The 26,531-nt window shown below is 70.9% G+C and carries 21 protein-coding genes and 1 pseudogene; 14 read left to right on the forward strand and 8 right to left on the reverse strand.

Annotated elements, in window-relative coordinates; translation table 11 throughout:
- From K4G64_RS15775 to K4G64_RS15815, 9 genes are read left to right on the forward strand one after another with little or no spacing between them, the layout of a single operon-like run.
- Positions 1–879 carry a carbohydrate ABC transporter permease gene (locus tag K4G64_RS15775; protein WP_221756670.1) on the forward strand — a complete coding sequence of 293 codons (879 nt, stop codon included), beginning with the start codon at positions 1–3 and terminating at the stop codon, positions 877–879.
- Positions 876–1,700: a carbohydrate ABC transporter permease gene (locus K4G64_RS15780; protein ID WP_260460501.1), complete on the forward strand. Its 825-nt coding sequence runs from the start codon at positions 876–878 to the stop codon at positions 1,698–1,700. The genes K4G64_RS15775 and K4G64_RS15780 overlap by 4 nt, the downstream gene beginning before the upstream one ends.
- Entirely contained in the window at positions 1,697–2,788 is a 1,092-nt protein-coding gene (locus K4G64_RS15785; RefSeq protein WP_221756672.1) for an ABC transporter ATP-binding protein, read from the forward strand. The genes K4G64_RS15780 and K4G64_RS15785 overlap by 4 nt, the downstream gene beginning before the upstream one ends.
- On the forward strand, positions 2,785–3,621 hold the full coding sequence (locus tag K4G64_RS15790) for a DeoR/GlpR family DNA-binding transcription regulator (protein ID WP_221756673.1): 837 nt from the start codon (positions 2,785–2,787) through the stop codon (positions 3,619–3,621). Before K4G64_RS15785 ends, K4G64_RS15790 begins: the two co-directional genes overlap by 4 nt.
- On the forward strand, positions 3,590–4,684 hold the full coding sequence (locus K4G64_RS15795) for an ABC transporter ATP-binding protein (protein WP_221756674.1): 1,095 nt from the start codon (positions 3,590–3,592) through the stop codon (positions 4,682–4,684). Before K4G64_RS15790 ends, K4G64_RS15795 begins: the two co-directional genes overlap by 32 nt.
- A complete protein-coding gene (locus K4G64_RS15800; RefSeq protein ID WP_221756675.1) occupies positions 4,681–5,712 on the forward strand; it encodes a 2-hydroxyacid dehydrogenase in 1,032 nt (343 codons plus the stop codon). The genes K4G64_RS15795 and K4G64_RS15800 overlap by 4 nt, the downstream gene beginning before the upstream one ends.
- 19 nt (positions 5,713–5,731) lie before the next feature.
- On the forward strand, positions 5,732–7,156 hold the full coding sequence (locus tag K4G64_RS15805) for an FGGY-family carbohydrate kinase (RefSeq protein WP_221756676.1): 1,425 nt from the start codon (positions 5,732–5,734) through the stop codon (positions 7,154–7,156).
- 26 nt (positions 7,157–7,182) lie between these two features.
- Positions 7,183–8,226 (forward strand): glycerophosphodiester phosphodiesterase family protein, encoded by a 1,044-nt coding sequence (locus K4G64_RS15810; protein WP_221756677.1) that lies wholly within the window; start codon positions 7,183–7,185, stop codon positions 8,224–8,226.
- Positions 8,226–8,447: a hypothetical protein gene (locus K4G64_RS15815; protein WP_221756678.1), complete on the forward strand. Its 222-nt coding sequence runs from the start codon at positions 8,226–8,228 to the stop codon at positions 8,445–8,447. Before K4G64_RS15810 ends, K4G64_RS15815 begins: the two co-directional genes overlap by 1 nt.
- Before the next feature lie 3 nt (positions 8,448–8,450).
- Here the strand turns inward: K4G64_RS15815 and K4G64_RS15820 are convergent, their stop codons facing one another.
- A complete protein-coding gene (locus tag K4G64_RS15820) occupies positions 8,451–9,089 on the reverse strand; it encodes a DsbA family protein (protein WP_221756679.1) in 639 nt (212 codons plus the stop codon).
- A 137-nt stretch (positions 9,090–9,226) separates the two neighbouring features.
- Between K4G64_RS15820 and pepN (K4G64_RS15825) the strand changes: the two genes are divergently transcribed.
- Positions 9,227–11,806 (forward strand): aminopeptidase N, encoded by a 2,580-nt coding sequence (gene pepN / locus K4G64_RS15825; protein ID WP_221756680.1) that lies wholly within the window; start codon positions 9,227–9,229, stop codon positions 11,804–11,806.
- Positions 11,807–11,861: 55 nt separating this feature from the next.
- On the opposite strand, the gene K4G64_RS15830 is transcribed toward pepN (K4G64_RS15825), so the two are convergent.
- Positions 11,862–13,085: an RNA-guided endonuclease TnpB family protein gene (locus K4G64_RS15830; RefSeq protein WP_221756681.1), complete on the reverse strand. Its 1,224-nt coding sequence runs from the start codon at positions 13,083–13,085 to the stop codon at positions 11,862–11,864.
- Between the two features lie 364 nt (positions 13,086–13,449).
- On the opposite strand from K4G64_RS15830, the gene K4G64_RS15835 reads away from it, so the two are divergent.
- A complete protein-coding gene (locus K4G64_RS15835) occupies positions 13,450–14,364 on the forward strand; it encodes a hypothetical protein (RefSeq protein WP_260460502.1) in 915 nt (304 codons plus the stop codon).
- Positions 14,365–14,414: 50 nt separating this feature from the next.
- Here K4G64_RS15835 and K4G64_RS15840 read toward each other — a convergent pair.
- From K4G64_RS15840 to K4G64_RS15850, 3 genes and pseudogenes are all read right to left on the reverse strand, one after another.
- Positions 14,415–15,392 (reverse strand): annotated as a pseudogene (locus tag K4G64_RS15840) (serine hydrolase domain-containing protein); the annotation flags it as partial.
- Positions 15,393–15,492: 100 nt separating this feature from the next.
- Positions 15,493–17,250, reverse strand: coding sequence for a TIGR03767 family metallophosphoesterase (locus K4G64_RS15845; protein WP_221756683.1), 1,758 nt, complete (start codon positions 17,248–17,250; stop codon positions 15,493–15,495).
- 254 nt (positions 17,251–17,504) lie between these two features.
- Positions 17,505–17,963: an NUDIX hydrolase gene (locus K4G64_RS15850; protein WP_308122384.1), complete on the reverse strand. Its 459-nt coding sequence runs from the start codon at positions 17,961–17,963 to the stop codon at positions 17,505–17,507.
- 225 nt (positions 17,964–18,188) lie between these two features.
- Between K4G64_RS15850 and K4G64_RS15855 the strand changes: the two genes are divergently transcribed.
- A complete protein-coding gene (locus K4G64_RS15855) occupies positions 18,189–21,500 on the forward strand; it encodes a S8 family serine peptidase (RefSeq protein ID WP_221756684.1) in 3,312 nt (1,103 codons plus the stop codon).
- Positions 21,501–21,560: 60 nt separating this feature from the next.
- Here K4G64_RS15855 and K4G64_RS15860 read toward each other — a convergent pair whose 3' ends face one another.
- Together K4G64_RS15860 and K4G64_RS15865 are read right to left on the reverse strand one after the other, a co-directional pair.
- Positions 21,561–22,334: a hypothetical protein gene (locus tag K4G64_RS15860; RefSeq protein WP_221756685.1), complete on the reverse strand. Its 774-nt coding sequence runs from the start codon at positions 22,332–22,334 to the stop codon at positions 21,561–21,563.
- 1 nt (position 22,335) lies between these two features.
- Positions 22,336–22,893: a sigma-70 family RNA polymerase sigma factor gene (locus K4G64_RS15865; RefSeq protein ID WP_221756690.1), complete on the reverse strand. Its 558-nt coding sequence runs from the start codon at positions 22,891–22,893 to the stop codon at positions 22,336–22,338.
- 347 nt (positions 22,894–23,240) lie between these two features.
- Here K4G64_RS15865 and K4G64_RS15870 point away from each other — a divergent pair, with 347 nt between their 5' ends.
- Positions 23,241–24,257, forward strand: a complete 1,017-nt coding sequence (locus tag K4G64_RS15870) for an aspartate-semialdehyde dehydrogenase (protein WP_221756686.1) — start codon at positions 23,241–23,243, stop codon at positions 24,255–24,257.
- A gap of 14 nt (positions 24,258–24,271) precedes the next feature.
- Here the strand turns inward: K4G64_RS15870 and K4G64_RS15875 are convergent, their stop codons facing one another.
- Positions 24,272–24,754 carry a DUF1203 domain-containing protein gene (locus tag K4G64_RS15875; protein ID WP_221756687.1) on the reverse strand — a complete coding sequence of 161 codons (483 nt, stop codon included), beginning with the start codon at positions 24,752–24,754 and terminating at the stop codon, positions 24,272–24,274.
- Between the two features lie 171 nt (positions 24,755–24,925).
- Here K4G64_RS15875 and pepN (K4G64_RS15880) point away from each other — a divergent pair.
- The coding region (gene pepN, locus K4G64_RS15880) for an aminopeptidase N (RefSeq protein ID WP_221756688.1) at positions 24,926–26,531 on the forward strand (1,606 nt) is incomplete at its 3' end.

A 26,531-nucleotide genomic window follows, 5' to 3' on the forward strand; every position in this document is an offset into this window, starting at 1 on the left:
ATGCGGCTCGCGTTGCGGCCGTACCTCCTGATCGTCCCCGCACTGCTGCTGACCTGCGGGATCCTCTACCCCTTCGGGCTCGGGCTGTACTACACGCTGTTCGACTTCTCGGCGAGCAAACCGCAGCCGGACATGGTGCGGTTCGAGAACTACAGTGCCGTCTTCACCCAGGAGGCGTTCTGGAACTCGGCGTGGGTGACGGTGCTGTACGCGGTCGGGGCGGCCCTCGCCGAGACCGTGCTCGGCGTGGCCGTCGCCCTGCTCCTGTACCGCTCGAGCCTGATCGGCCGGGTGCTGGAGAAGATCCTGATCCTGCCGCTGATGATCGCCCCGGTGATCGCGGCGATCATCTGGAAGCTGATGCTCCAGCCGTCGGTCGGAGTGGTCAACCATCTGCTCGAGCCCTTCGGGCTGGGCGGGGTGCAGTGGACCGACACCCCGACGGGCGCACTGCTGTCGTCGATCGCCGTGGACGTCTGGGTCTACACCCCGTTCGTGGCGATCCTCGCCCTCGCCGGTCTGCGGTCGCTGCCCACCTCCCCGTTCGAGGCGGCGGCCGTGGACGGCGCGGGGTGGTGGTACACCTTCCGGCGCCTGACCCTGCCGATGCTGTGGCCGTACGTGCTGGTCGCGGTGATCTTCCGGTTCATGGACTCGCTGAAGGTGTTCGACATCATCTACGCGCTCACGGAGGGCGGGCCGGGCGACTCGACCGTCGTGCTCCAGATCCGGGCGTACCTGGAAGCCATCCGCTTCCAGCGCTACTCGTTCGGGATCTCCTACACGATCGTCCTGTGGGCCGTGGTGTACCTGGCGGCGATGGTGCTGGTGAAACACCTGGGGAAGATCCAGCGAAAGGCCGCGGAGGTCACCACATGAGGAAACGCCTGGTGGGGTGGGTGTGCGACGCCGCCCTCGTCCTCTACTTCGTCTTCGCGCTGTTCCCGATCGCCTGGATGGTGATCCTGTCGCTGAAGCCGGCCGACCAGCTCTTCTCCACCTACTTCTCCTTCTCCCCCACCCTCGACGGCTACCGGACGGTCCTCGGCGACAGCGAGGGCATCCCGTTCGTGCGGTTCTTCGTCAACAGCCTGGTGGTGTCGGTCGGGGCGGTCGCGCTGTCGCTGGTGGTGGGACTGCCGGCGGCGTACGCCTCGGCGCGCTGGCGGTTCAAGGGCTCCGAGAACCTGATGTTCACCCTGCTGTCGTTCCGCTTCGCACCCGAACTCACCGTGATCATCCCGCTGTTCGTGCTCTACCAGAAGCTCGGGCTGTTCGACACGTACGTCGGCATGGTGTGGGTGCTGCAACTCGTCACGCTGCCGCTGATCGTGTGGATCATGCGGTCCTACTTCGCCGATCTGACACCGGAGCTGGAGCAGGCGGCCCTGCTGGACGGCTACACCCGAAAGCAGGCGTTCTTCCGCGTCGCCCTGCCGCTGGTCAAGCCGGGCATCGCGGCCGTGTCCCTGCTGGCCTTCATCTTCGCCTGGAACAACTTCGTCTTCCCGCTGATCCTCACCTCCAACGAGGCGCAGACGGTGACCGTGGGGGCCCTGTCGTTCCTCGGCGGGGACCGGCCCAAGTACAACCTCACGGCCGCCGCCGCGCTGGTCTCCGTCGTACCGCCCCTGCTGCTGGCGCTGACGATCCAGCGGTATCTGGTGCGGGGCCTGTCGTTCGGGGCGGTGAAGTCATGATCCGGTTGAGCGGGATACGCAAGGCCTACGGGAAGACCCTCGCGCTCGACGAGCTCGATCTGGAGGTGCGGGAGGGCGAGTTCTTCTGTCTGCTGGGCCCGTCGGGCGCCGGCAAGACCACGACCTTGAAGACCGTCGCCGGGCTCGAACAGCCCGACTCCGGCACGGTCGTGCTCGACGGCGAGGACATGCGGGGGGTCGAGCCCTACGACCGGGGTGTGGCCATGTGCTTCGAGAGCTACGCGCTCTACCCGCACCGCTCGGCCTACGACAACCTCGCCTCGCCGCTGCGTTCCCCCCGGCACCGACTGCCCGCCGACGAGGCCCGGCAGCGGATCGGCGCGATCGCCGAGCTGCTCGGCATCTCCGGGCTGCTGGACCGGCCCGTGGGCCAGTTGTCCAACGGCCAGCGACAGCGGGTCGCGCTCGGCCGGGTGCTGGTCCGCCCCGCCCGAGCCTTCCTGCTCGACGAGCCGCTCTCCCACCTCGACGCCAAGCTGCGCCAGCAGATGCGGGCCGAGCTGAAGGCGATCGGGGCCGTGCAGCACACCACCACCCTCTACGTGACCCACGACTCGGTGGAGGCGCTGGCGCTCGGCGACCGGATCGGGGTCATCCGGGAGGGCCGGATCGTGCAGACGGGCACGCGGGAGGAGATCTGGTACCGGCCGCAGGACACCGAGGTCGCGCGGGCCTTCGGCCGGCCCCGGATCAACCTGCTGCCGGGCGTGGTGACGGAGAGCGGCGTGCGCTCCGACGGCGGTGTGGAACTGCCGGTCCGGGCACCGGCCGCGCCGGGCACGGAGGTGCTGGTGGGCCTGCGTCCCCGGGACATCGCCCTGCACGGCGGCGCGGGCCACGAACTGACCGGGACCGTCTACGTCACGGAGGTGCTCGGCCGGTCCGTCGAGGTCACCGTGCGGCTCGGGTCCGGGGAGCGGCGGGTGTCGCTGGTGGCCCCCAGGGCGGACGCGGCGCGCCTTCGTGCGGACGATCCGGTACGGCTCGTGGTCCGGCCTGAGAACCTGCTGCTGTTCGAGGCCGACCGGCCGGAGCGACCGGGACGACGGATAGAGACACAGCCATGAGCAGCAACAGCAGTGGTGGACAGCAGGGGCCCGCGGCGCGGCAGGCCGCCATGGCCGAGCAGGTGCTGGCCGACGGCTCGGCGACGGCGGCGGAGCTCGCCGAGCGGTTCGGGGTGAGTTTGATGACCATCCACCGGGACCTCGACGAGCTGGAACGGCAGGGCATCGTACGGAAGTTCCGGGGCGGGGTGACCGCGCAGCCGTCGGGGGTCTTCGAGTCGAACGTGCAGTACCGGCTGAAGAGCATGCGGGCCGAGAAGGCGGCCGTCGCCGAGCACGCGCTGCGGATGGTCGAGCCCGGGATGGCGATCCTGCTGGACGACTCCACGTCCACCCTGGAGATAGCCAGGCGGCTGCGCACGGCCGAGGTCACGCCGCTGACGGTCGTCACCAACTTTCTGGAGGCCATCAACCTCCTGACCGACCAGCGCGGCATCCACCTGATGGCACTGGGCGGCGACTACGACCCGCTGCACTCCTCGTTCCTCGGGGTGTCGTGCGTGGAGGCGGTCCAGCAGCTGCGCGTGGACGTGTGCTTCGCGTCGACGTCGGCGGTGCACGGGGGTTACGCCTACCACCAGGAGCAGCACATCGTGTCGGTGAAGCGGGCGATGCTCGACGCGGCGGCACGCAACGTCCTGCTGATCGACCACACCAAGCTCGGCCGGGTCGCCCTGCACCGGGTCGTCCCGCTGTCCCGCTTCGACACGCTCCTCGTGGACGACGGGGCGTCGCCGGAGGCACTGCGGGATCTGGACGAGCACAAGGTCCGTTACGAGGTTTGCGGCACGAAGGGCGGCCATGGCGAGCGGAACGGGACTGGAGCTACGTGAACTGCGAAAGACGTACCGGTCGCGGGGGCGGCCCTCGGTCGACGCCGTCCGCGGGATCGATCTGACCCTGCGGTCCGGGGAGCTGCTCGGGCTGCTCGGGCCGTCCGGGTGCGGCAAGTCGACCACCTTACGGATGATCGCCGGGCTGGAGTCCGTCACCGGCGGGGACATCCTGGTCGGCGGGGCGTCGGTCGTCGAACGGCCCGCCCAGCAGCGGAACATCGGGGTCGCGTTCGAGAACTACGCGCTGTATCCGCCGCTGTCGGTCGCGGAGAACCTGGCGTTCGGGCTGAAGGCCCGGCGCGGGGCCGCCCGCGGTTCCCGGGGTGACGTCGAGCGCAAGGTGAAGGACATCGCCGAACGGGTCGGTCTGACCGAGCTCCTCGGCGCCCGCCCGGCCGGCCTCTCCAGCGGCCAGAAGCAGCGTGTCTCCCTGGCCCGCGCCCTGATCCGCGAACCGGACGTGCTGCTCCTCGACGAGCCCCTCTCCCACCTGGACGCGGCCCAGCGCGACTCCACCCGCAGGGAACTCAAGCGCATCCAGAAGGACTCGGGCCACACCACGATCCTGGTCACCCACGACCAGGAGGAGGCCCTCTCCCTCGCGGACCGGATCGCCGTGATGAAGGACGGCGTCATCCAGCAGCTCGGCACGCCCTACGAGATCTACGACAGTCCGGCCAACGTGTTCGTCGCGGACTTCGTCGGCGAACCGGCGATCACCCTGCTGCCCGGCATCGCCGGCGACGGCCACGCCCGGCTCTCCGACGCGGTGCGGATCGCGCTGCCCGTCCCGGTGGACGAGGGCCGGAAGGTGGTGGTCGGGATCCGCCCCGAGGACGTCCGCCTCACCGCCGAGGACGGTCTGCCCGCCCGGGTCGTCGCCCATGAACCGCTCCCGGAGTCGGGCCTGGCGACCCTCGCCCTGGACGGTGTCGAACGGCATCTGGTCGTCCTCACCGATCCCGAGGTGCGACTCGCCCACGACGAGCGGGTCCGGGTCGCCGCCGACCCCCGGCACACCCATGTCTTCGACGCCGAGACGGGAGCTTCCCTGCGATGACTGACGGAAACAGCGTGCGTGTCGTGGCCGCCGGTGACCACTTCGTCCTGCCGTCGCTGATCACGCGGGCGGTGGAGCACGAGGTGGAGCGGGCGGACGTCCGGGAAGTGAAACTGGGCTGGCCGCTGGAGCCGTTCGGGCCGGTCGCCGAGGTGCAGGAGGCCAGTGACGCCGAGGACGCGATGATCGAGGCGCTGGCCGGGGCGGAGGTCCTTGTCACGCAGATGGGGCCGGTCACCGGGAAGGTCCTCGCCGCCTGCCCGGATCTGAAACTGGTCGTGGTCTGCCGGGGCGGGCCGGTCAACGTCAACCTGGACGCGGCCAAGGACCATGACGTGCGGGTGTGCTTCGCGCCGGGCCGCAACGCCGCCGCCACCGCCGAGTTCACCGTGGGGATGATGCTGGCCGCCCTGCGCCGCATCCCCCAGGCCCACGACCCGCTCGTCCGGCAGGGCAGCTGGGAGGGCGCGACGTACTACACCTACGAGCGGAGCGGACTGGAGCTGGAGGACCTGCCCGTCGGTCTGGTCGGGTACGGGGCCGTCGGCAGCCGGGTCGCGCGGGTGCTGTGCGCGTTCGGGGCCCGGGTGATGGTCCACGACCCGTATGTGCACGGCGAGATCCACGGCCTGCGCGTGACCTCGCTCGACGACCTCCTGCGCCGCTCCCAGGTGATCACCCTGCACGCCCGGCTCACGCCCGAGACGCGGGGGCTGATCGGCGCCCGGGAGCTGGCGCTGCTGCCGTCCGGCGCGGTGGTGGTGAACGTGGCCCGGGGCCCGCTGCTGGACGAGGGCGCGCTGTGTGACGCGCTGGAGAGCGGGCGGGTGTCGGCGGCGGCTCTGGACACCTATGAGCGGGAGCCGCTGCCGGCGGAGTCCCGGCTGCTGGGACTGGCCGAACGCGTGGTCCTCACACCCCACTTGGGCGGGGCGTCGCGGGCGGTCGCGGAGAAGGCCGCCCGGATCGCCGCCGAAGAGGTGGGCCGCTGGGTGCGCGGGGAGCCGCTCGCGCACTGTCTGACCTGAGGACCCGGAGGAGAGCCGCATGTACGTCGGTATCGATGTGGGCACGTCCATGGTCAAGGCGGCGGCCTTCGACGCCACGGGCCGTGAACTCGCCGTGGCGTCCCGCCCGGTGGAGCTCGCCCTGCACGGCGGGGTCGTCGAGCAGGACATGGAGGAGGTGTACGGGGCGGTCGTCGCCGTGCTCGGGGAGGTCACCGGGCGGGTCCCGGGACCGGTCGAGCTGGCCGGGCTCACCGGGCAGGGCGACGGGGTGTGGCTGGTCGACGGCGAGGGCCGGCCGGTGCGGGCGGCCGCCTCCTGGATGGACGGGCGGGCGCACGAGCTGGTCGACCGGTGGCTGGCGGACGGCACGTTCGAGTCGGTGTTCCGGCGCACGGGCAGCGCGATGTTCCCGGGCTGCCCGGGACCGCTGCTTGCGTGGCTGGACCGGCACGAGCCGAAGGCGCTGGACACCGCGAAGGCGGCCCTGTACTGCAAGGACATGGTGTTCCAGCGGCTGACGGGGGCCGGTCCGGCGACGGATGTGTCGGACGCGTCGATGCCGTTCCTGGACCCGCGGACCCGGACGTACGACGACCGGGTCGTCGAGCTGCTGGGGCTGGCGCACCGCCGGGGCCTGCTCGCCCCGGTCAGCGACCCGGTCGCGACCGCCGAGGCGCGGGGTGAGGGCCTGCCGCCCGGGACCCGGATCGCGAACGGGCCCTACGATCTGCCGGCCTGCGCGCTGGGCGCCGGGGTGACGTCACCGGGGGACGGTCTGCTGATCGTCGGCACCTGTCTGGCCGGCCTGGTCGCCACCACCGAGCTCGATCTGACCGGCGAACCGGCAGGTCTCCACATCTCCACCGACCGGCCCGGGCACTGGCTGCGCGCCATGCCCGCGATGGTCGGCACGGCGGCGCTGGACTGGGTGCTGTCGACGACCGGAGTGCGGCACGACGAGGTGGACGGCCTGCTGGCCGGGACGCCGCCGGGTGCGCACGGCGTCCGCGTGCTGCCGTACTTCGCGCCCTCCGGGGAGCGCGCGCCCTTCGTGGAACCCCGTCTGCGCGCCGAACTCACGGGTGTCTCGCTGGAGTCGACCCGGGGCGATCTGGTCCGCGCCACCTGTGAGGGCATCGGGTACGCGGCCCGGCACTGCCTGGAAGCGGCGGGCCTCACCGGGAGCCTGGCCGTCTGCGGCGGCGGCACCCGCAGCTCCGCCTGGATGCGGCTGCTGGCCGATGTGCTCGGGCGGCCGCTGCGGGTCGTGGAGGGCGAGGTCGGCGCCCGGGGCGCGGTGCTGGCGGCGGCCGGGCGGTACGGGGTCGGGCTGGACGCGCGGGCGTGGACGAAACCGACGGCGGTCGTCGAGCCGGACCCGGACCGGGCCGCGTTCTACACGAGCGGCTACGCGGAGCACCTGGACCGGCTGGCGCTGGCCCGGGACCGGGCCCGCAAGTGAACCTGTCTTCGACAAAGGGGAGTTGTATGCAGCTCGGACGGAGATCCCTCCTGCTCGCGGTGGCCGCGGGGACCGCCACCGCCGGCACGGCCGCCCCGGCGGGCGCCGCACCCCACACGGGCGGCGGCCCGGTCGTCATCGGCCACCGCGGCGCGGCCGGCTGGCGCCCGGAGCACACGGCGTCGTCGTACACGTACGCCGTGCAGACCGGGGCCGACTGGATCGAACCGGATCTGGTGCCGACGAAGGACCACGTGCTGGTGGTGCGGCACGAGAACGAGATCTCCCAGACGACCGACGTGGCCCGCCGGCCGGAGTTCGAGGGCCGCCGTACGACGAAGACGGTCGACGGGCGGGCCGTCACCGGCTGGTTCACGGAGGACTTCACGCTGGCCGAGCTGAAGACGCTGCGGGCGGTGGAGCGGCTGCCCGCGGTCCGCAACCGCAACACCGTCTTCGACGGGCGGGAAGAGGTCATGACCTTCCAGGAGGTCGTGGATCTGGCGCGGCGGCTCTCGCGGGAGCACGGCAGGACCGTCGCGGTCTTCCCGGAGACGAAGCACCCCACGTACTTCCGCTCGATCGGACTGCCGTTGGAGCCGAGGCTCGCCGCCTTGATCCGTCGCAACCGGCTCGGCCGGCGCGAGTGCGTCGTGCAGTCCTTCGAGCCGACGAGCCTGCAGAGGATCGCGGCGGAGCGGCTGGGCGTGCCGCTGTGGCAGGCGCTGGGCACGGCGGGCGGGCCGTACGACCTGCCGTCGACGACCTACCGGGACATGATGACGCCGGCGGGCTTGGCGGATATCGCGCGGTACGCGGACTGGATCGGGCCGGACAAGTCCTCGGTCGCCGGCACGAGCCTCGTCGCGGACGCGCATGCGGCGGGCCTGCGGATCGGGCCGTACACCTTCCGCGCGGAGAACCAGTTCCTGCCCGCGGAACTGCGACACGGGAGCGGACCGAACGATTTCGGGGACGCGTTCGCCGAATACGCGCTGTACTACCGCCTGGGAGTCGACGCGGTGGTGACCGACTTCCCTGACCTGGCGGTGATGGCTAGGAGGCGTTGATGTTCTTCAAGGACAAGCACTGCCCGACCTGTGGGGGCAGTGGCACTCAGGTGTTCGCGCCGCTCAAGCCCGCGGAGCGCAAGGCCCTCGGGACGAACCGCACGGACCTGTGGCGCTGCACTGCCGCGGGCTGCCGGTGGTACCAGCCCTGGGACCGTCGATCCGGCGGGGGCCGGCTCCCGGAGGAGTTGCAGAACCCGGGAGCCGACGCCTCGACGTGAGGCCTACAGGTTGGAGAAGTCGGGGCCCTTGGTGCGGGTGCGCTTGATCTCGTAGAAGCCGGGGACCGAGGCCACGGCGAGGGTGCCGTCCCACAGGCGGCCGGCCTCCTCGCCCTGCGGGGCCGGGGTGACGACCGGGCCGAAGAAGGCGATCTGCTCGCCGTCCGCGCCGGGCACGGCGATGACCGGGGTGCCGACGTCCTGGCCGACCTTGTCGATGCCCTCCTTGTGGGAGGCGCGCAGCTCCGGCTCGTACGGGGTGGAGTCCCAGTGGTCCAGGAGGGAGTCGGGCAGGCCGACGTCCTTCAGGGCGGCGGCGACCGTCTCCTTGCCGGGGCCCTCGCCCCGGTTGTGGATGCGGGTGCCGAGCGCGGTGTAGAAGTCGCCGAGGACCTCGGGGCCCTTCTCCTGCTGGGCGGCTATGACGACCCGGACGGGACCCCACGCCTTGGTCGCCAGCATGTCGCGGTATTCCTCGGGCAGCTCGTCCAGCCGGTTCTCGTTCAGGACGGCGAGGCTCATGACGTGCCAGCGCACCTCGATGTCCCTGACCTTCTCCACCTCCAGCACCCAGCGGGAGGTCATCCAGGCCCAGGGGCACAGCGGGTCGAACCAGAAGTCGACGGGGGTCTTGTCCGACATGTCTCTCCTCAGCAGGAAGCCGTTTCCCGGGCAACGCCGGTACGCGCTCCCGTCATTCCCGGCTGCCCCGCGTCAGGGGCACATGGCAGGATCGGTGCTGTTCAGCCGTACCCCACGACGTTTGAGGAGTGCCGCCCGTGCCCGGTGAGAATCTGTCCCGCGACGAGGCCCGGGAGCGGGCCGCCCTGCTGAGCGTCGACGGGTACGAGGTGTCCCTCGACCTGCGGTCCGCGGTCGGTGAGGACCCCGGGGACGGGCCCCGCACGTTCCGATCCGTCACGACGGTCCGCTTCCGCTGCAACGAGCCCGGGGCGAGCTCGTTCGCGGACCTGATCGCCCCGAGTGTGACGGCCGTCTCACTCAACGGCCGTGATCTGGACCCCGGACAGGTCTTCGACGGCTCCCGGATCACGCTGGAGGACCTGGCCGCGGACAACGAGCTGGTCGTCGACGCCCAGTGCGCCTACTCGCGCACCGGCGAGGGCATGCACCGCTTCGTCGACCCCGAGGACGGCGAGGTGTACCTGTACACGCAGTACGAGCCGGCCGACTCGCGCCGCGTCTTCGCGAACTTCGAGCAGCCCGACCTGAAGGCCCCCTACCGCTTCGAGGTGCGGGCGCCCGAGGGCTGGACGGTGTGGAGCAACGGGGCCGGTGAGCAGACCGACGGGGTGTGGCGGTTCGCCGAGACCAAGCCGATCTCGACGTACATCACGTGCGTGGTGGCGGGCCCGTACCACTACGTGACGGACTCCTACACGCGTACGTTCGCCGACGGCACGACGCTGGAGATCCCGCTCGGCGCCCTGTGCCGCAAGGGCCTCGCGCCCTACTTCGACGCCGACGACGTCTTCCTGGTCACCAAGCAGGGCCTGGACTTCTTCCACGACCACTTCGACTACCCGTACCCGTTCGGGAAGTACGACCAGGCGTTCGTGCCCGAGTACAACCTGGGCGCGATGGAGAACCCGGGCCTGGTGACGTTCCGCGAGGAGTTCATCTTCCGCGGGAAGGTGACGCAGGCGTCCTACGAGGGCCGGGCCAACGTCATCCTGCACGAGATGGCGCACATGTGGTTCGGCGACCTGGTCACCATGGAGTGGTGGGACGACCTGTGGCTGAAGGAGTCCTTCGCCGACTTCATGGGCGCGTACTCGCTCGTGGGCGCGACCCGCTTCGCGGGCGGCTGGATCACCTTCGCCAACCGCCGCAAGGCCTGGGCCTACCGGGCCGACCAGCTGCCCTCCACGCACCCGATCACGGCGGACATCCGCGACCTCCAGGACGCCAAGCTCAACTTCGACGGCATCACCTACGCCAAGGGCGCCTCGGTGCTGAAGCAGCTCGTGGCGTACGTCGGCGAGGAGGCGTTCCTGGAGGGGGCCCGGCGCTACTTCAAGCGGCACGCCTACGGCAACACGCGCCTCGGCGACCTGCTGTCGGTGCTGGAGGAGACCAGCGGCCGGGACATGAGCGCCTGGTCGCGGTCCTGGCTCCAGACGGCCGGGGTGAACTCGCTGACGCCGCAGGTGCTGCTGAGCCCGGACGGCCGTATCGAGGAGCTGGCGGTGGTGCAGGAGGCCGCCGAGTCCCACCCCGAACTGCGTCCGCACCGGGTGGCGGTGGGCCTGTACCGGGTGGCGGACGGCGGGGCGCTGGAGCGCTACGCGCGCGTGGAGACCGACGTCGACGGCGCCCGCACGGTCGTCGCGGACCTGGCCGGCGCCGAGGCTCCCGACCTGGTCCTGGTCAACGACGACGACCTGACCTACTGCAAGATCCGCTTCGACGAGACGTCGCTGGCGACCCTGCGCGAGCACCTGGGCGCGATCACCGACCCGCTGGCGCGTGCCCTGTGCTGGTCGGCGCTGTGGAACATGACGCGTGACGCGCTGCTCCCGGCCCGGGACTTCGTGGAGCTGGTGCTGCGCTTCGGCGGGCGCGAGTCCGAGATCGGCGTCGTGCAGATGCTGCACGCGTGGGCGGAGTCGGCGGTCACCCACTACACGGCGCCCGCCCGGCGGGAGACGGCCGCGCGGCTGCTCGCCGAGGGCGCCCGGCGCGAGCTGTACGCGGCCGGGCCGGGCAGCGAGCACCAGCTTGCCTGGGCGCGCTTCTTCGCCCGGACGGCCGCCACCGAGGCCGACTTCGAGTTGCTGCGGGACCTGCTCGCGGGCACGGCGGCGGTCGAGGGTCTCGACCTCGACCAGGAGCTGCGCTGGGTGTTCCTGGAGCCGCTGGCCGCGCACGGGATCGTCGACGAGAAGGCGCTGGCCGAGGAGCTGACCCGGGACGACACGGCGTCCGGCAAGCGCCACCAGGTGCGCTGTCTGGCCGCCCGCCCGTCCGAGGCGGTCAAGGCGCAGGCGTGGGCGCAGGTCGTGGAGTCGGACGCGCTGTCCAACGCCATGGTGGAGGCGACCATCGCGGGCTTCTCCCAGGGCTCGCAGCGAGAGCTGATCGCGCCGTACGCGGGGAAGTACTTCGCGGCGATCGAGCGGGTCTGGGCAGAGCGGTCGATCCAGATCGGCATGCACGTGGTGCAGGGCCTGTTCCCCTCGCTGCAGCAGTCGCGGGAGACGCTGGACGCCACGGACGCCTGGCTGGACGCCCACAAGGACGCGGCCCCGGCGCTGCGCCGGCTGGTGCTGGAGTCCCGTGACGACTTGGCACGGGCGTTGCGTGGACAGGCGTGCGACGAGGCCTCTGACCATTGACTTGCACCTCGGGTGAAGCCCGAGGTTCTGGCCTTCTCCACCGGTTGCTGTGCCGCTACGCGGCACGGCTTCCGGCGGGGAGTCCATGGCTTGCTGTTTCTTCGCGCTGTGCCGGGACTGCTCCCGGTCTTACCGACGCTCCGCAGGCCGATACCGCCAGTCCGGCGGCCGTCTTCACATTGATCGCGGCGTTGGTGTCCCGGTCGTGGACAGTACCGCAGGCGGTACAGGTCCACTCCCGCACGTTCAGAGGTTTGGGTCCGTCCACGGCTCCGCAGGTGGAGCAGGTCTGGGAGGTCGGTTCGAACCGGCCGATCTTCACCAGGGTGCGGCCGTACCGGGCGGCCTTGTACTCCAGCATGTTCACGAACGACGACCAGCCCGCGTCATGAACGGACTTGGCCAGCTTCGTGCGGGCCAGTCCCGCCACCGACAGGTCCTCCACGGCGATCCCTTGGTTCTCGGAGATCAGCCTGGTGGAGAGCTGGTGGTGGAACTCACGGCGTGCGTCGGCAACTGTGGCGTGGGCATGGGCGACCTTCAGACGGGCCTTGGCTCGGTTCTTCGAGCCTGTCTGTTTGCGGGACAGCTCCCGCTGGGTCTTCTTCAGTTTCTTCTCCGCGCGCCGCAGGAAGCGCGGGGAGTCGATCTTCGTGCCGTCGGAGAGGACCGCGAAGTGCGTGAGGCCGAGATCGATGCCGATGGTGCGTTCGGTATCGGGCATCCGGGCGTCGTCGGCGACGGGGTCGGTGTCGATGACGAAGGAGGCGAAAAATCTGCCAGCCGCGTCCTTGATGACGGTGACGGAGGTGGGAGCGGCGGGCAGCGTGCGGGACCATTTCACCTTCACTGCGCCGATCTTCGGCAGGTTCAACCGCCCTTGGCCGGTGATGCTCCAGCGGGCGTTGGCGGTGAACCGGATCGACTGCCGCGTTTTCTTACGGGACTTCAATCGTGGTGCTCTCATCTTCGGTCCCTCGCGCGTGCCCTTGAGGGAACGGAAGAAGTTGCGGTACGCGGCCTCGGCGTCCCGCAGGGACTGCTGGAGCACCACCACGGAGACCTCGCCGAGCCAGGACCGTTCGACTGTCCGTTTCGCCTCGGTGATCAGCTTCCGTGACAGCTGACCGGCCGTCGGGAACGGCTGCCCGGCCTTACGGGCGTCCTCGCGAGCACGCACGGCGTCGTTGAACACGACGCGAGCGCACCCGAACGCCCTGGCCAACGCGGCCTGCTGAGCGGTGTCGGGGTACAACCTGAAGGCGTACCGGAGCTGCATGACGATCACAGTAGGCACGTCGAACCCACGTCGCCATCGGGAACATGCGAACGATGCGTCACCGTCCCGAGCGGGGGCCCAGCTCCGCCACACGACAACGTGACACGGCCACAAGGTTCGTTTCACCTCCGGCCCGAAGGCCGGAGCGCTGCGCATGATGTCCAGAAATTCTGACCTGAGATCCGGGCGTTCTTCCATCGTTACGAGACGAGTGCCCTCTGAGCCGTAACCCCTGGTCCGCACCCGAACGGACCAGGGGCTTTCGGCATCCGAACATCCGTCCTTTAGTGCTGGGTTGTCCGTCTTTGTCGACGGACCTGTAACAGCGGTTCAAAGGCGGTCCGGGCGCGGGAAATTGCGGGGCATGACCTACAACCCCCCACTCTCCCGCCGCCCGCTGCACGAGCTGTCCGGGGGCGGCCGCCCCCGCGTGATGACGACGACACAGCTCCGCTCGCACGGCGTCTCCACGGCCGAGACGAACGAGCAGTGCCGCGCGGGCGGCCCCTGGCGGCAGCTCCTCCCCGGCGTCGTCCTGCTCCACCCGGGCCCGCCGACCAGCGAGGAGCGGTTGCACGCGGTGCTGATGTACGCGGCGCGGGAACGCGGCACCGGGGTGCCCGCCCAGCCCGGCGCGGGCCGGCCCCACGCCCCCGCCTACCCCGAGGTGATGATCACGGGCCTGGCCGCGCTGACGCTGCACGGCTTCTCCTCCACTCCCCCGCTGCCGTCCCTGGACGCGATCGACGTCCTGGTCCCGCGGATGCGGCGGCTGCGCTCCACGGGCTGCGCGCGTATCGTCCGCACACCTGTCATGCCCGCCCCCGAGCAGGTCACGGGGGTGCCGGTGGCACCGGTCGCCCGCGCACTGGCCGACGCGGTGGCCGAACTCGCGGACGCCGGCCTCGTCCGCCGGCTGCTCACGGAGGCGGTCCGCGGCGGGCACGGCGACCCGACGGCGGTGGTCCGCGAGCTGAACCAGGCCCGGCTGCTGAGCCGCCCCCACGTGGTGGACGCGGTGGAGTCCCTGCTCGCCGAGGGCCGGGCACGAGCGGAGGACCGCCTGTACCGGATGGTCCACGAGTACGGCCTGCCCGACCCGGTCTGGAACGTCGACCTGCGCCTGCCCGGCGGCCCCTCCTCCTGCGGAGAGCGCTACTTGTCGCAGAACTCCGCCTCGATGATCGCGTCCGTGCTACCCGACCAGTCGCCGTTGAAGTTGACGGCGAGGGAGTGGCGGCCGTCCCCGGTGGTCACCGCGTCCGAGTTCGAGCCGTAGATCCCGCCGTCGTGGCCCCAGACGTGGACGCCGCAGCTGAGCTTGCGGTCGACCAGGCCCAGGCCGTAGCGGCTGGTGTCGCGGCTGGAGGGGACCGTCGTCCTCATCTCCTTCAGCTGTTCCCGCGGGAGCAGCTCGCCGCGCAGGAGCGCCGAGAAGAAGCGGGTCAGGTCGGCGGAGCTGGAGACCATCTGGCCCGAGCCGTAGGCCAGGCGTGGGTTCAGTTCGGTGACGTCGTAGGTCGGGCCCGTCGTCTCCCTGGCCAGTTTGGAGTAGCCCCGGCTGCTGGGCCGGGGCAGCGTCACGCGGGTGGTGGGGACCGAGGTGGAGGTCAGGTGCAGGGGGGCGATGATCCGGCGGTCGATCTCGGCGCCGTAGTCGTTGCCGGTGGCCTTCTCGATCACCCGGGCGGCCAGGAGGTAGTTGGTGTTGGAGTACGCGAACGACGCGCCGGGCTCGAAGTGCGGCCGGTTCTTCATCGCGATGGCGAGCAGGTCCTCGGGGGCCGCCTCGTCGAAGCGGTGCTTCATGAAGCCGTCCGGGGTCATGTAGGTCTGCTGGAAGCCCGGGTCCTCCAGGTAGTCGAAGATGCCGCTGGTGTGGTTCAGCAGCTGGCGGATCGTGATGCGGCGGCCGTCGTTGCCGTTGCCCCGGACCGCGCCCGGCAGCCACTTCTCCACCGTGTCGTCGAGCGACAGCCGTCCCTCCGCCTCCAGTTGGAGCACGACCGTGGCGACGAACGTCTTGGTGATGCTGGCGATGCGGTAGTGGTCCCGGACCGAACGCGGCTTGCCCGTCTTCACGTTGCCGACGCCGGCCGTGGCCGCCCAGGTGCCGTGGCCCCGCCGTACCGTCACCGTCACGCCCGGGACGCCGTCGGCGACCGCCGCCCGGACGGCCCGCCCGGTCGCGTCGTGACCGCCGGATGCGACGACCGGGCCCGCCGCCACCGCCGGAGCCGTGAGGGCCGCCGCCAGTGCCACCGCCGTCGCCGCCGTCAGGGCCGCCGTACGCGCGCGTCTGTTCATGTCCCCGTTTCCCCCTGTCACGTCATATCGAGTCGTGTCGGGAGAGGGGACTCCGGCCGCCCTGACGGGGGTTGACCGCTGCCGGGCAGTTGAGCGGTTTTCAGTCCTTCTTGAGCACCAGTTCGGTGTTGCGGTCCTTCGGGTCGCCGCCGAGGGTCGTGCGCGCGCCGGGCGCGTTGAGGGACAGCTCGCGGTAGAGGGCCGCGAGGCCGGTCTGGGAGAGGTCGGAGAAGTCCGTGCGGTGCGGGGCCGAGGACTCCACCAGCGTGGTGAACAGGGAGATCGTGCCGTCCTTGTTGTCGGCCAGCTCGATGACCCGGGCCAGCTGCGGGAAATCGACGTGGGAGGCGGTGGAGATCTCCCAGAAGGAGCGGCCGCCGGACGCGGAGTGCGGGGTGATGACGTTTTTGTGGATGTGGCCGTTCACCCAGGCGAGCACCCTGGGGTGGCTGCCGAGCAGGGCGAGGACCTCCTGGCCGTTGTGGCGGCGCTCGTTCGGCCTCGCCGGGTCGCTGCGCAGGTTCGTCATCGTCTTGCTGGTGTGATGGCTGAAGATCACCGCGTAGGAGTCCTTGTTGTCCCGCAGTGTCTTGTCGAGCCACTTCATCTGGGCCGTGCCGATGGACCCCTCGTAGTGGCCGCCGGAGTCGGTGGTGTCCAGGCTGATGCCGATGACGTCGTCGGAGATGCGGAAGGCGTAGTACTGGGTGCCCGTGTCCAGGTTGGCGGAGGAGTAGCCGTGGCCGGCCGGGCCGACGCCGCGGTGGGCCGGGTCCAGGTGGGCCTCCAGGTACTCGGCCTGCGTGAAGGGGGCCCGCCGCTCGTCGGGGGTGACCGAACGCATGGAGCGGGCGTGGGACTTGAGGAAGTCGTGGTAGCGGACGCCCTGGGGGTCCCGGGCCTTCTTGATCTGCGCCTGGAGCTGCTGGGCCTCGGCCGCGGTCACGTTCATCAGCTTCCTTCCGCCGACGGCCAGTTCGGTGAGGTAGGAGTCGCCGTGCGAGGCGTAGCAGCCCATCGGCAGGGAGTCGTGGTTGCCGACCGTGGAGTACCAGGGCAGGTTGAGGCCGGGGCTGCGGACCTCCCGGATGGCGGCCTTCAGGAAGCCGTCCAGGTGTGGGAACCCGGCCTGCTTGTCGCTGTCGCGGACGGCGGCGTCGGGCTGCCAGTACTGCTTGAGGCCGCTGTTCTGGACGCCCTCGTACCGGCGCGGGTCACCGGAGTTGGGCGTGATGCGCCCGCCGCTCATGATCTTCAGGAACCAGTCCAGCTCGGACGTGGCGTTGTTGTCCGTGTTGTCGCCGGTGGTCATGGCGAAGTGCAGCGGGGCGCCGGTGACGGGGGCGCCGCGCAGCGCGTTGATCCGCTCCACGAGCGCGATCGCGCCCTGCACGGTCAGCGCCTCGTGCGGCCGCCAGGCGTGGATGTCGGCCGAGCGCAGGTACTCCAGGCGCAGCGGGTGCTGGGCGTCGATGATGTGCAGATCGGTGAGCTGCACGAACGCGGCGAGCGCGGTACGGCGCCCGGCGCGGCCGGACTTGGGCGCGGCGAGGTCGGAGCGGACGACCCGCTTCCAGCCGGCTCCGTCGCCCAGGCGCCGGTAGCCGGAGCTGCCGCGCGGGGTGGCGACGGAGGCGAGGGTGGTGCCCTTGGTGTACGGGGCCAGCGGCGCGGCCGGTGCCCGGCGCGAGGACGCGGCCACGGCGGTGGTGCTCTCCCGGGCGGTGGCGGCCTGGCTGTCGCTGGGCCGCAGGGCGTAGCCGACGCCCGCGGAGAGGGCGACCGCGCCGGTGGCGGCGAGGACGGAACGACGGTGGATGCCCTGGCCGGAGCCGGCGACTGAGCGTGTGCGCGACATGCGCTTCTCTCCCCGAGTGCGAACGCGTCGGCAGTGGTCGCGGGGCGTTCACGACGTGAACACCCCGCTCGTACTGGATCGTTGGCACCGGGAATGACCTGCGCGTGAACGAGCGGGCAACGCGCAGCGCCGATCACCGGACGTGGATCTTGGGCTACCCTGCGCGTCGTCGCCCGCTCCGGATCCGGCCCGCAACCGGTCACGCGGCGTTCATCTTCCGGGGTACCGCACCTGAACCGCCGTGCGGTCCGGCCCTACTCCAGGGCGTCGGCCAGCCGTCCGGTGGCCGGGCGTTCGCGCCACATCCGCAGGGCGATGTCGACCATCGAGATCCGCACCAGGCCGGGCACGGCGTCCAGGTCCTGCCAGGCGGCGAGGTCCGTGGAGCCGTTCACCTCGTAGCGCAGTTCGCCGCCGATGATCCGGGCCTCGTAGACGAGCCGGACGCCGTGATGGTCGACGGGAGGTCCGAAGCCGTTGCGGAAGACGCGGTGGGAGGAGTTCACGCCGAGCAGTCCGGTCACCTCGATGCGGTACCCGGTCTCCTCCTCCACCTCCCGCCGGACCGTGTCGTAGGGGTCCTCGCCGTGCTCCATGCCGCCGCCCGGCAGGACCCACTCGGGCGTGCCGTCCTGGGCGGGCGAGCGGGCGAGGAGGATCTGTCCGTCCCGGACGCATATGGCGTAGGCCGCCACCCTCAACTTCTGTCTCACTTGGGGACGTTAACCGATTTCTTCGCCACCTTCAGGACTGATGCTCACAAATCGCATCGGGGGTTTTCCCCATACATCCATTTCGTTTCGGTCAACCCTCCCCAAAGAAGTTCCCCTTGCGCAAGGCTGTGCGATCGTCCGGGCTCGCCGTTCGGACCGTGTGCGACCACGGCCGATCGGGCCCCGGTCGCTTCCCGCTCGTTCCTTTACCTACAAGGGATGCCGATGACCCCTCCCACCCAGCGCGATCAGATATCGGGCCCGAGACGCGTGGCACGCATCGCCGTGGCCGCCGGTCTCGTGGCCGCGCTCTCCGCGGCCGGGCCGATCCCGATGGCCTTCTCCGCCGACGGGCCGGGCGCGGACGCCCCGGCCGACCCGAGCGTCAAGTCCGCGCACGCCAAGCTCGGTTCGAACGACGCGGACCTGCTCGCGGAGGCCAAGGCCGACGGCGACAAGACCGTCACGATGATGATCGCCACCGCGCCCGGGCAGACCGAGCAGGTCGCCGGGCAGCTGGACGCGGTCAAGGGCGGCTCGGTGGGCCGGGCCGACGACAAGCTGGGCTATGTCCGCGCCACCGTCCCGACGGCCAAGGCGGACTCGGCGATCGCGGCCGCAGCCAAGCTGTCCTCCGTGCACGGCATCGACCTGCGCGAGGAGATCCCGCTGGACGACCCGACGCCGAGCGCGGACACCGCCAAGGGCGCCAAGGCCGCGCAGGGGACGTACCCCGCGCCGGGCAAGAGGACCCCGGCGGAGAACCCGTACAACCCGTCCTTCGAGACGGGCGCGGTCGACTTCGTCGAGGACCACCCGAAGGCGGACGGCCGCGGCGTCACCATCGGCATCCTCGACTCCGGCGTGGACCTGGGCCACCCGGCGCTGCAGAAGACGACGACCGGTGAGCGGAAGATCGTCGACTGGGTGACGGCGACCGACCCGATCATCGACAGCGACAGCACCTGGCGCCCGATGGTCACGGCCGTGTCCGGCCCGGCCTTCACCTACCAGGGCCAGTCGTACAAGGCGCCGGCCGGTTCGTACGCCGTCAGCCTCTTCAAGGAGTCGTACACCACCGGCGGCGACGCCAAGGGCGACGCCAACCGCGACGGCGACACCACCGATGTCTGGGGCGTGCTGTACGACGCCACGACCGGCACGGTCCGGGTCGACCTGAACAACAACAACGACTTCGGCGACGACGCCCCGATGAAGCCGTACAAGGACGGCCACCAGGTCGGCTACTTCGGCACCGACAACCCGGCCACCGACGTCGCCGAGCGGCAGCCGTTCGTCGTGGAGATCCGCAAGGACGTGCCCATGGACCCGCTGGGCGGCTCCTGGGTCGGCAAGAAGTCGGACTTCGTCAACATCGGCGTCATCGAGTCCGAGCACGGCACGCACGTCGCCGGCATCACCGCCGCCAACGGCCTGTTCGGCGGGAAGATGAACGGCGCCGCCCCCGGCGCCAAGCTGGTCTCCTCGCGCGCCTGCACCTGGTCCGGCGGCTGCACCAACGTGGCGCTGACCGAGGGCATGATCGACCTCGTCACCAAGCGCGGTGTCGACATCGTCAACATGTCGATCGGCGGCCTGCCGGCGCTGAACGACGGCAACAACGCGCGCAGCGAGCTGTACACGCGCCTGATCGACACCTACGGCGTCCAGCTGGTGATCTCCGCGGGCAACTCCGGCCCCGGCGCCAACACCATCGGCGACCCGGCCCTGGCCGACAAGGTCATCTCGGTCGGCGCGTCCGTCTCCAAGGAGACCTGGGCCGCCAACTACGGCTCGGTCGTGGAGAAGAAGTACGCGATGATGCCGTTCTCCTCGCGCGGCCCGCGTGAGGACGGCGGCTTCACGCCGACCCTGGTCGCCCCGGGTGCGGCGATCAACACCACGCAGACCTGGCTGCCGGGCGGCCCGGTCGCCGAGGCGGGCTACACCCTGCCGGCCGGCTACTCGATGCTCCAGGGCACCTCGATGGCCTCCCCGCAGGCCACCGGCGCCTCGGCGCTGCTGATCTCGGCCGCCAAGCAGAAGAAGATCGACCTCACGCCGGCGACCCTGCGCACGGCCCTCACCTCCACCGCCGACCACATCAAGGGTGTGCAGGCGTACGAGGAGGGCGCGGGCCTGATGAACATCCCCGACGCCTGGGACGCGATCCGCGACGACGCCACCGCCCACACCTACACGGTCAAGGCGCCGGTCGACACCGCGATCGACCAGTTCCTGAAGACCCCGGGCTTCGGCACGGGCCTCTACGACCGTGAGGGCGGCCTGAAGGCCGGCCAGAAGAAGACGTACGAGATCACCCTGACCCGTACGTCCGGCGCCGACAAGGCGATCCGGCACGAGCTGCACTTCGAGAACAACGCGGGCCGCACGTTCCGCATCGTCGGCTCCGACGAGGTGAAGCTGCCGCTGAACCAGCCGGTGACCGTCAAGGTCCAGGCCGCGCCGAAGTCCGCCGGTCTCAAGAGCGCGATCCTCGAGGTCGACGACCCGAAGACCGAGGGCATCGACCGCCAGGTCCTCAGCACGGTCGTGGTCTCCACGCCGCTGAAGTTCACGACCTCCGCGAAGAACACGGTGCAGCGCAACAGCTCGCACCACTACTTCGTCACCGTCCCCAAGGGCGCCAAGACCCTCGAGGTCGCGATGAGCGGGCTGAAGGACAAGAGCCAGACGCGGTTCATCTCGATCCACCCGTACGGCGTGCCGTCGGACCCGACGTCGACGATCAACTGCTACCCGAACTACAGCAACCCGGCCAACACCTGCCGCCCGGACGTGCGTTCCTACGCCGACCCGCAGGCCGGCGTCTGGGAGATCGAGGTCGAGTCGCGCCGTACGTCGCCGCTGCTGGACAACCCGTACAAGCTGGACGTCGCCGTGCTCGGCGCGGCCTTCGACCCGGAGACCGTGACCGTGCCCGAGGCGAAGGTCGGCACCCCGGCCGCCTCCTCCTGGAAGGTGACGAACGGCTTCGCCGCGCTCGACGGCAAGCTGGTGGGCGGCCCGCTCGGCTCGGCCAAGGCGGCCCGCCCCTCGATCAAGCAGGGCGAGACGCAGACCACGACGGTCGAGGTGCCCGCGGGCGCCAAGTCGCTGGACGTCGCCATCGGTGGTGTCTCGGACAACGCGGCGGACCTGGACCTCGCCGTGTACGACGCGTCGGGCACGCAGGTCGGCAGCTCCGCCGACGGCGACTCGGAGGAGTCGGTCTCCCTCCCCTCTCCGGCCGCCGGGACGTACTCGATCGAGGTCGTCGGCTACTCGGTGCCGGCCGGCACCACGGAGTACGACTACCAGGACGTGTTCTTCTCCTCCTCCCTCGGCAGCGTCAGCGTCGACGGGTCGGCTCCGGTGAAGCTCGGCACGGGCGACTCCGCCACGGTCTCGGGCAGCGTCACCGCCGCGGCGGCCGCTCCCGAGGGGCGTGAGTTCTTCGGCCAGGTCCAGCTGGTCAACGCGCGCGGCACGGTCGCGGGCGTGGGCAGCGTGAAGATCGAGAAGGTTCTGCCCTAGCGGTACCGCGGTAGCTGTGGGGCGGGCGTCCGTGCGGGCGCCCGCCCTTTGCGTTGCTCCTCACGGGCACGGGATGGTGCGCGAGGCGGGCAGGGCCTCGGTGATCCACGCCCGGTCGCGGGCGATCTCCTTCTCCCCCGTGGTCCATATGTCCGGCTCGGCCTGACCGGCGGGGATCCCGACCAGGACGTGATTACCGGCCCGGAGCCGGGGGTCGACGCCGGTGTCCATGGGGAAGGTGATCCGCTTGCCGCCCTTGTCGGGCTTGTAGTAGTGCGCGACATCGAGGGTGATCCGGTCCTGGCCGCTGCCGGGAAGGGGCTCGACCCCGGCGACGGTGCCCTCGACGACGATCCGGGCGCAGGCGAGGTACCCGGCGTGACCGAGCTTGGCGTCCGCACCGGCCTGCGGCCGGTCGGCGGAGCTGTCGGCGGCGGACGACCCGCCCTGATCGTCTCCGGCTCCCATGCCGTCGCTCTGAACCACGAGCCAGCCCATGCCGATCACGAGACTGGCCCCGACGGCCGCGACGAGGCCCCTCAGCGCAAGGGCCAGGGGCTCGGGCCGCTTACGGCGGACGGCCGGCGGTGTCACGGAGGCGCCGCCACCGGTCTCGGGTCCCGGTGCCTCCGAGGGCTCGGCGAGTGCCTGCCCGATGAGCCCCAGCTGCTCGCGCAGCAACGCCACGTCGGCGGTCGCGGACCGGTACTCGGCCATGAAGGCGTCGTCCGCGAGGGCGTCGTCCCCGGGTGCCTCGCCGGTGATCACCGCCATCAGCGCCGCCTCGTCATGCCTGTCCTGGTCGTGCCCGTCCTTGTCGTACCCGGCGGTCACGTCACACCACCTCGTCCTCGTGCAGGCGGGCGCGCAGGGCCCGTACGGCCGTGTGCAGCCGGCTCTTGACCGTGCCCTCCGGGACGCCGAGCTGCTCGGCGATGGACCGGACCGGCAGGTCGGCGTAGAAGCGCAGGACGACGACCTGCCGCTGGGCGTCGGGCAGCTCGTCCAGGCCCTGGGCGACGGCGACGGACAGCACGCTGCTGTCCTCGCCGGAAGGGTGCGCCGCCGGCTGGCGCAGGGCGGCCAGCCGCTCCCCGAGCCGCTCCTGGCGGCGCTTGGCCCGGTGCCAGTCCATGGCGAGGTTGGAGGCGACGACCGCCGCCCACGCCGAAACGTCCCGCGGTGCCTCCCGGCCGCCGGCGGCCCGCTCCAGCAGCCGCAGGCGGACCTGCTGTACCCCGTCCGGCAGGTCCGCCTGCGGCACCCCGCCGAGCGCGAGCACCGCCCGGACCCGGCGCTCCTGTGCCGCGTCCAGCGGATCGGCCCCGCCCCCCGGGTCGCCGCCGGTCGCCGCGTGCGCCTCCCGGCCGCGCCGTGGCCTTCCGCGCAACAGCACAAGCCACCCCCCTCACGTCGTTTCTCCTACGACGCCGGCAGGGCACGGAACGTTCGCTCACCGCGCGGCGAGTTCCGCCGGGACGGCAGAGGCGTACATCACACTTCCGTGTGGCGGGGATCGGTATGGGCAGGCGAGCTTGCGGCGCACGACCCCTGCCGGACGAATTCCTCCAGCTCAGCGGGGTCGACACCGCAGGTCCGCAACCATGGGCTGGGACAGGCCGTCCCACTCTCCGGGCAGACCGGGGAAAGAAGTGGACAGGCGGGCCGTGGTCGGCCGCATGATGGAAAAGCCTCGGCCAAGCAACGAGTATGTGAACAGACGCAGGAGAGGGAGTCACCGTGAGGGTCGGAATCGTCGGAGCCACCGGACAGGTGGGCACGGTCATGCGCAGGATCCTCAAGGAGCGGAACTTCCCGGTCACCGAGCTGCGCCTGTTCGCCTCGGCCCGCTCCGCAGGGTCGCAGCTGGACGGCGTGACGGTGGAGGACGCGGCGACCGCCGACTACACCGGCCTGGACATCGTGCTGTTCTCCGCGGGCGGTGCCACGTCCAAGGCGCTGGCCGAAAAGGTCGCCTCCCAGGGCGCCGTCGTGATCGACAACTCCTCCGCGTGGCGCAAGCACCCGGAGGTGCCCCTGGTCGTCTCCGAGGTCAACCCGCACGCGATCAAGGACCGTCCCAAGGGCATCATCGCCAACCCGAACTGCACGACCATGGCCGCGATGCCGGTCCTGCGTCCGCTGCACGACGAGGCGGGCCTTCAGGCCCTGGTCGTCGCCACCTACCAGGCGGTCTCCGGTTCCGGCCTCGCGGGCGTCGCCGAGCTGCACGGCCAGACGCAGAAGGTCGTCGCCGACGCCGAGAAGCTCACCCACGACGGTGAGGCGGTCGACTTCCCCGAGCCGGGCGTCTACAAGCGCCCCATCGCCTTCAACGTGCTGCCGCTCGCGGGCAGCATCGTCGACGACGGGCTGAACGAGACCGACGAGGAGCAGAAGCTCCGCAACGAGTCCCGCAAGATCCTGGAGATCCCCGAGCTGAAGGTCTCCGGTACCTGCGTGCGCGTCCCGGTCTTCTCCGGCCACTCCCTCCAGGTCAACGCCCGTTTCGCCCGGCCGATCAGCCCCGAGCGCGCGACCGAGCTGCTGGCGGACGCCCCGGGCGTCGTCGTCACCGACATCCCCACCCCCCTCCAGGCCGCCGGCAAGGACCCGTCCTACGTCGGCCGCATCCGCCGCGACGAGACGGTGGACAACGGCCTGGCCCTCTTCGTCTCCAACGACAACCTCCGCAAGGGCGCGGCGCTGAACGCGATCCAGATCGCGGAGCTGGTGGCGGCGGAGCTGAAGGGCTAGTCCCCGCCCCCTCCTCAGCCCCTGCGCACCTCATAGAGGAAGCAGCCGTACTCGACGGCCCGGACGTGGACCAGTGCCACGGCCGGGTCGTCGAACGCTTCCCGGAGGGCCCGCTGGAACGCACCCGGTTCCCCGACCAGCCGGCCGCCCAGGATCCGTCCCTCGGCCGAGTAGCGGCGGACCGTGCGGTGGGAGCCGGTGAAGGGGAGGGCGTCACCGGCGGGGCCCGCGCACTCCTCGGCGTGGATGAAGACCGGGCCCTGTTCGTCGTAGGGGCCCGGGGTGGCGCCCGTTTCCGACGCCCAGCGGCGGAGGGGAGCGTAGGAGACCAGGGCGAGGCGTTCCCCCGGCTCGCTGTGGCGCAGGCAGCAGCGCAGCGGGCTGCCGCCATCGGCGTCGGTGAAGCCGTCGGTCCGGCGGCCCGCGTCGTCCGTCGTGCGCAGGTCCTTCAGGGCGCGCGGGGCGATGGGGCGCGCGGTGTACGAGATGGTCGTCATGGTCACCAGACTCGCTCGCGCGAGCCGCGCTCACCGGCGGAATCCGGACGTCACGCCCCCCGGCGAAGGGCCCTGCCCGAGGGGTATCCCTAGGACTCGCCCAGGTCGTCGCATGACGCCGAGCCGCCGTGGAAAGATGGCGCAACCCACCCATAACGAGGAGATGACCGCGTGCCTGGCACAAACCTGACCCGCGAAGAGGCGCAGCGGCGGGCGCAGCTGCTCGCCGTCGAGTCGTACGAGATCGAGCTCGATCTCTCGGGCGCGCAGGAGGGCGGCACCTACCGGTCCGTGACCACGGTGCGCTTCGACGTGACGGCCGAGAACGGCGCGGAGTCGTTCATCGACCTGGTGGCGCCGGCCGTGCACGAGGTGACCCTGAACGGGGACTCCCTCGACCCGGCCGAGGTCTTCGCGGACTCCCGGATCGCCCTGCCCGGCCTGCTCCGGGGCCGCAACATCCTCCGGGTCGTCGCCGACTGCGCGTACACCAACACCGGCGAGGGCCTGCACCGGTTCGTCGACCCGGTCGACGACCAGGCCTACCTCTACACCCAGTTCGAGGTCCCGGACGCCCGCCGGGTGTTCGCGAGCTTCGAGCAGCCGGACCTCAAGGCGACCTTCCAGTTCACGGTCACGGCGCCCGAGGGCTGGACGGTCATCTCCAACTCCCCGACGCCCGAGCCCCAGGACAACGTCTGGGTCTTCGAGCCGACGCCGCGCATCTCGACGTACATCACGGCGCTGATCGTCGGCCCGTACCACTCGGTGCACAGCGTGTACGAGAAGGACGGCCAGTCCGTCCCGCTCGGCATCTACTGCCGTCCCTCCCTCGCCGAGTACCTCGACTCGGACGCCATCTTCGAGGTGACCCGGCAGGGCTTCGAGTGGTTCCAGGAGAAGTTCGACTACGCGTACCCGTTCGAGAAGTACGACCAGCTGTTCGTGCCGGAGTTCAACGCGGGCGCGATGGAGAACGCGGGCGCGGTGACCATCCGTGACCAGTACGTGTTCCGCTCGAAGGTGACGGACGCGGCGTACGAGGTGCGCGCGGAGACCATCCTGCACGAGCTGGCCCACATGTGGTTCGGCGACCTCGTGACCATGGAGTGGTGGAACGACCTGTGGCTGAACGAGTCGTTCGCCACGTACACGTCGATCGCCTGCCAGGCGGCCCACCCCGAGTCGCGCTGGCCGCACTCCTGGACCACGTTCGCCAACTCCATGAAGACGTGGGCGTACCGCCAGGACCAGCTGCCGTCGACGCACCCGATCATGGCCGAGATCAACGACCTCGACGACGTGCTCGTCAACTTCGACGGCATCACGTACGCCAAGGGCGCGAGCGTGCTCAAGCAGCTCGTCGCGTACGTCGGCGAGGACGAGTTCTTCCGGGGCGTGCAGGCGTACTTCAAGGCGCACGCGTTCGGCAACACGCGCCTGTCGGACCTGCTGGGCGCCCTGGAGGAGACCTCGGGGCGTGATCTGAAGTCGTGGTCGAAGGCCTGGCTGGAGACGGCCGGCATCAACGTGCTGCGCCCGGAGATCGAGACGGACTCCGACGGGGTCGTCACGTCCTTCGCCATCCGCCAGGAGGCCCCCGCCCTGCCGGCTGGCGCCAAGGGCGAGCCGACGCTGCGCCCGCACCGGATCGCCGTCGGTCTGTACGACCTCGACGAGGCGAGCGGCAAGGTGGTCCGCCGGGAGCGCGTCGAGCTGGACGTGGACGGCGAGCTGACGGCCGTGCCGCAGCTGGTGGGGCAGCCCCGCCCGGCCG

This window comes from Streptomyces sp. WAC04114, from assembly GCF_019733245.1.
Classification (GTDB): domain Bacteria; phylum Actinomycetota; class Actinomycetes; order Streptomycetales; family Streptomycetaceae; genus Streptomyces; species Streptomyces massasporeus_A.

What these genes read in the sequence shown, in the direction of transcription:
- K4G64_RS15775 (WP_221756670.1), top strand. Translation starts at nt 1, where the DNA reads ATGCGGCTCGCGTTGCGGCCGTACCTCCTGATCGTCCCCGCACTGCTG.
- K4G64_RS15780 (WP_260460501.1), top strand. Translation starts at nt 876, where the DNA reads ATGAGGAAACGCCTGGTGGGGTGGGTGTGCGACGCCGCCCTCGTCCTC.
- K4G64_RS15785 (WP_221756672.1), top strand. Translation starts at nt 1,697, where the DNA reads ATGATCCGGTTGAGCGGGATACGCAAGGCCTACGGGAAGACCCTCGCG.
- K4G64_RS15790 (WP_221756673.1), top strand. Translation starts at nt 2,785, where the DNA reads ATGAGCAGCAACAGCAGTGGTGGACAGCAGGGGCCCGCGGCGCGGCAG.
- K4G64_RS15795 (WP_221756674.1), top strand. Translation starts at nt 3,590, where the DNA reads ATGGCGAGCGGAACGGGACTGGAGCTACGTGAACTGCGAAAGACGTAC.
- K4G64_RS15800 (WP_221756675.1), top strand. Translation starts at nt 4,681, where the DNA reads ATGACTGACGGAAACAGCGTGCGTGTCGTGGCCGCCGGTGACCACTTC.
- K4G64_RS15805 (WP_221756676.1), top strand. Translation starts at nt 5,732, where the DNA reads ATGTACGTCGGTATCGATGTGGGCACGTCCATGGTCAAGGCGGCGGCC.
- K4G64_RS15810 (WP_221756677.1), top strand. Translation starts at nt 7,183, where the DNA reads ATGCAGCTCGGACGGAGATCCCTCCTGCTCGCGGTGGCCGCGGGGACC.
- K4G64_RS15815 (WP_221756678.1), top strand. Translation starts at nt 8,226, where the DNA reads ATGTTCTTCAAGGACAAGCACTGCCCGACCTGTGGGGGCAGTGGCACT.
- K4G64_RS15820 (WP_221756679.1), bottom strand. Translation starts at nt 9,089, where the DNA reads ATGTCGGACAAGACCCCCGTCGACTTCTGGTTCGACCCGCTGTGCCCC.
- K4G64_RS15830 (WP_221756681.1), bottom strand. Translation starts at nt 13,085, where the DNA reads ATGCAGCTCCGGTACGCCTTCAGGTTGTACCCCGACACCGCTCAGCAG.
- K4G64_RS15835 (WP_260460502.1), top strand. Translation starts at nt 13,450, where the DNA reads ATGACCTACAACCCCCCACTCTCCCGCCGCCCGCTGCACGAGCTGTCC.
- K4G64_RS15845 (WP_221756683.1), bottom strand. Translation starts at nt 17,250, where the DNA reads ATGTCGCGCACACGCTCAGTCGCCGGCTCCGGCCAGGGCATCCACCGT.
- K4G64_RS15855 (WP_221756684.1), top strand. Translation starts at nt 18,189, where the DNA reads ATGACCCCTCCCACCCAGCGCGATCAGATATCGGGCCCGAGACGCGTG.
- K4G64_RS15875 (WP_221756687.1), bottom strand. Translation starts at nt 24,754, where the DNA reads ATGACGACCATCTCGTACACCGCGCGCCCCATCGCCCCGCGCGCCCTG.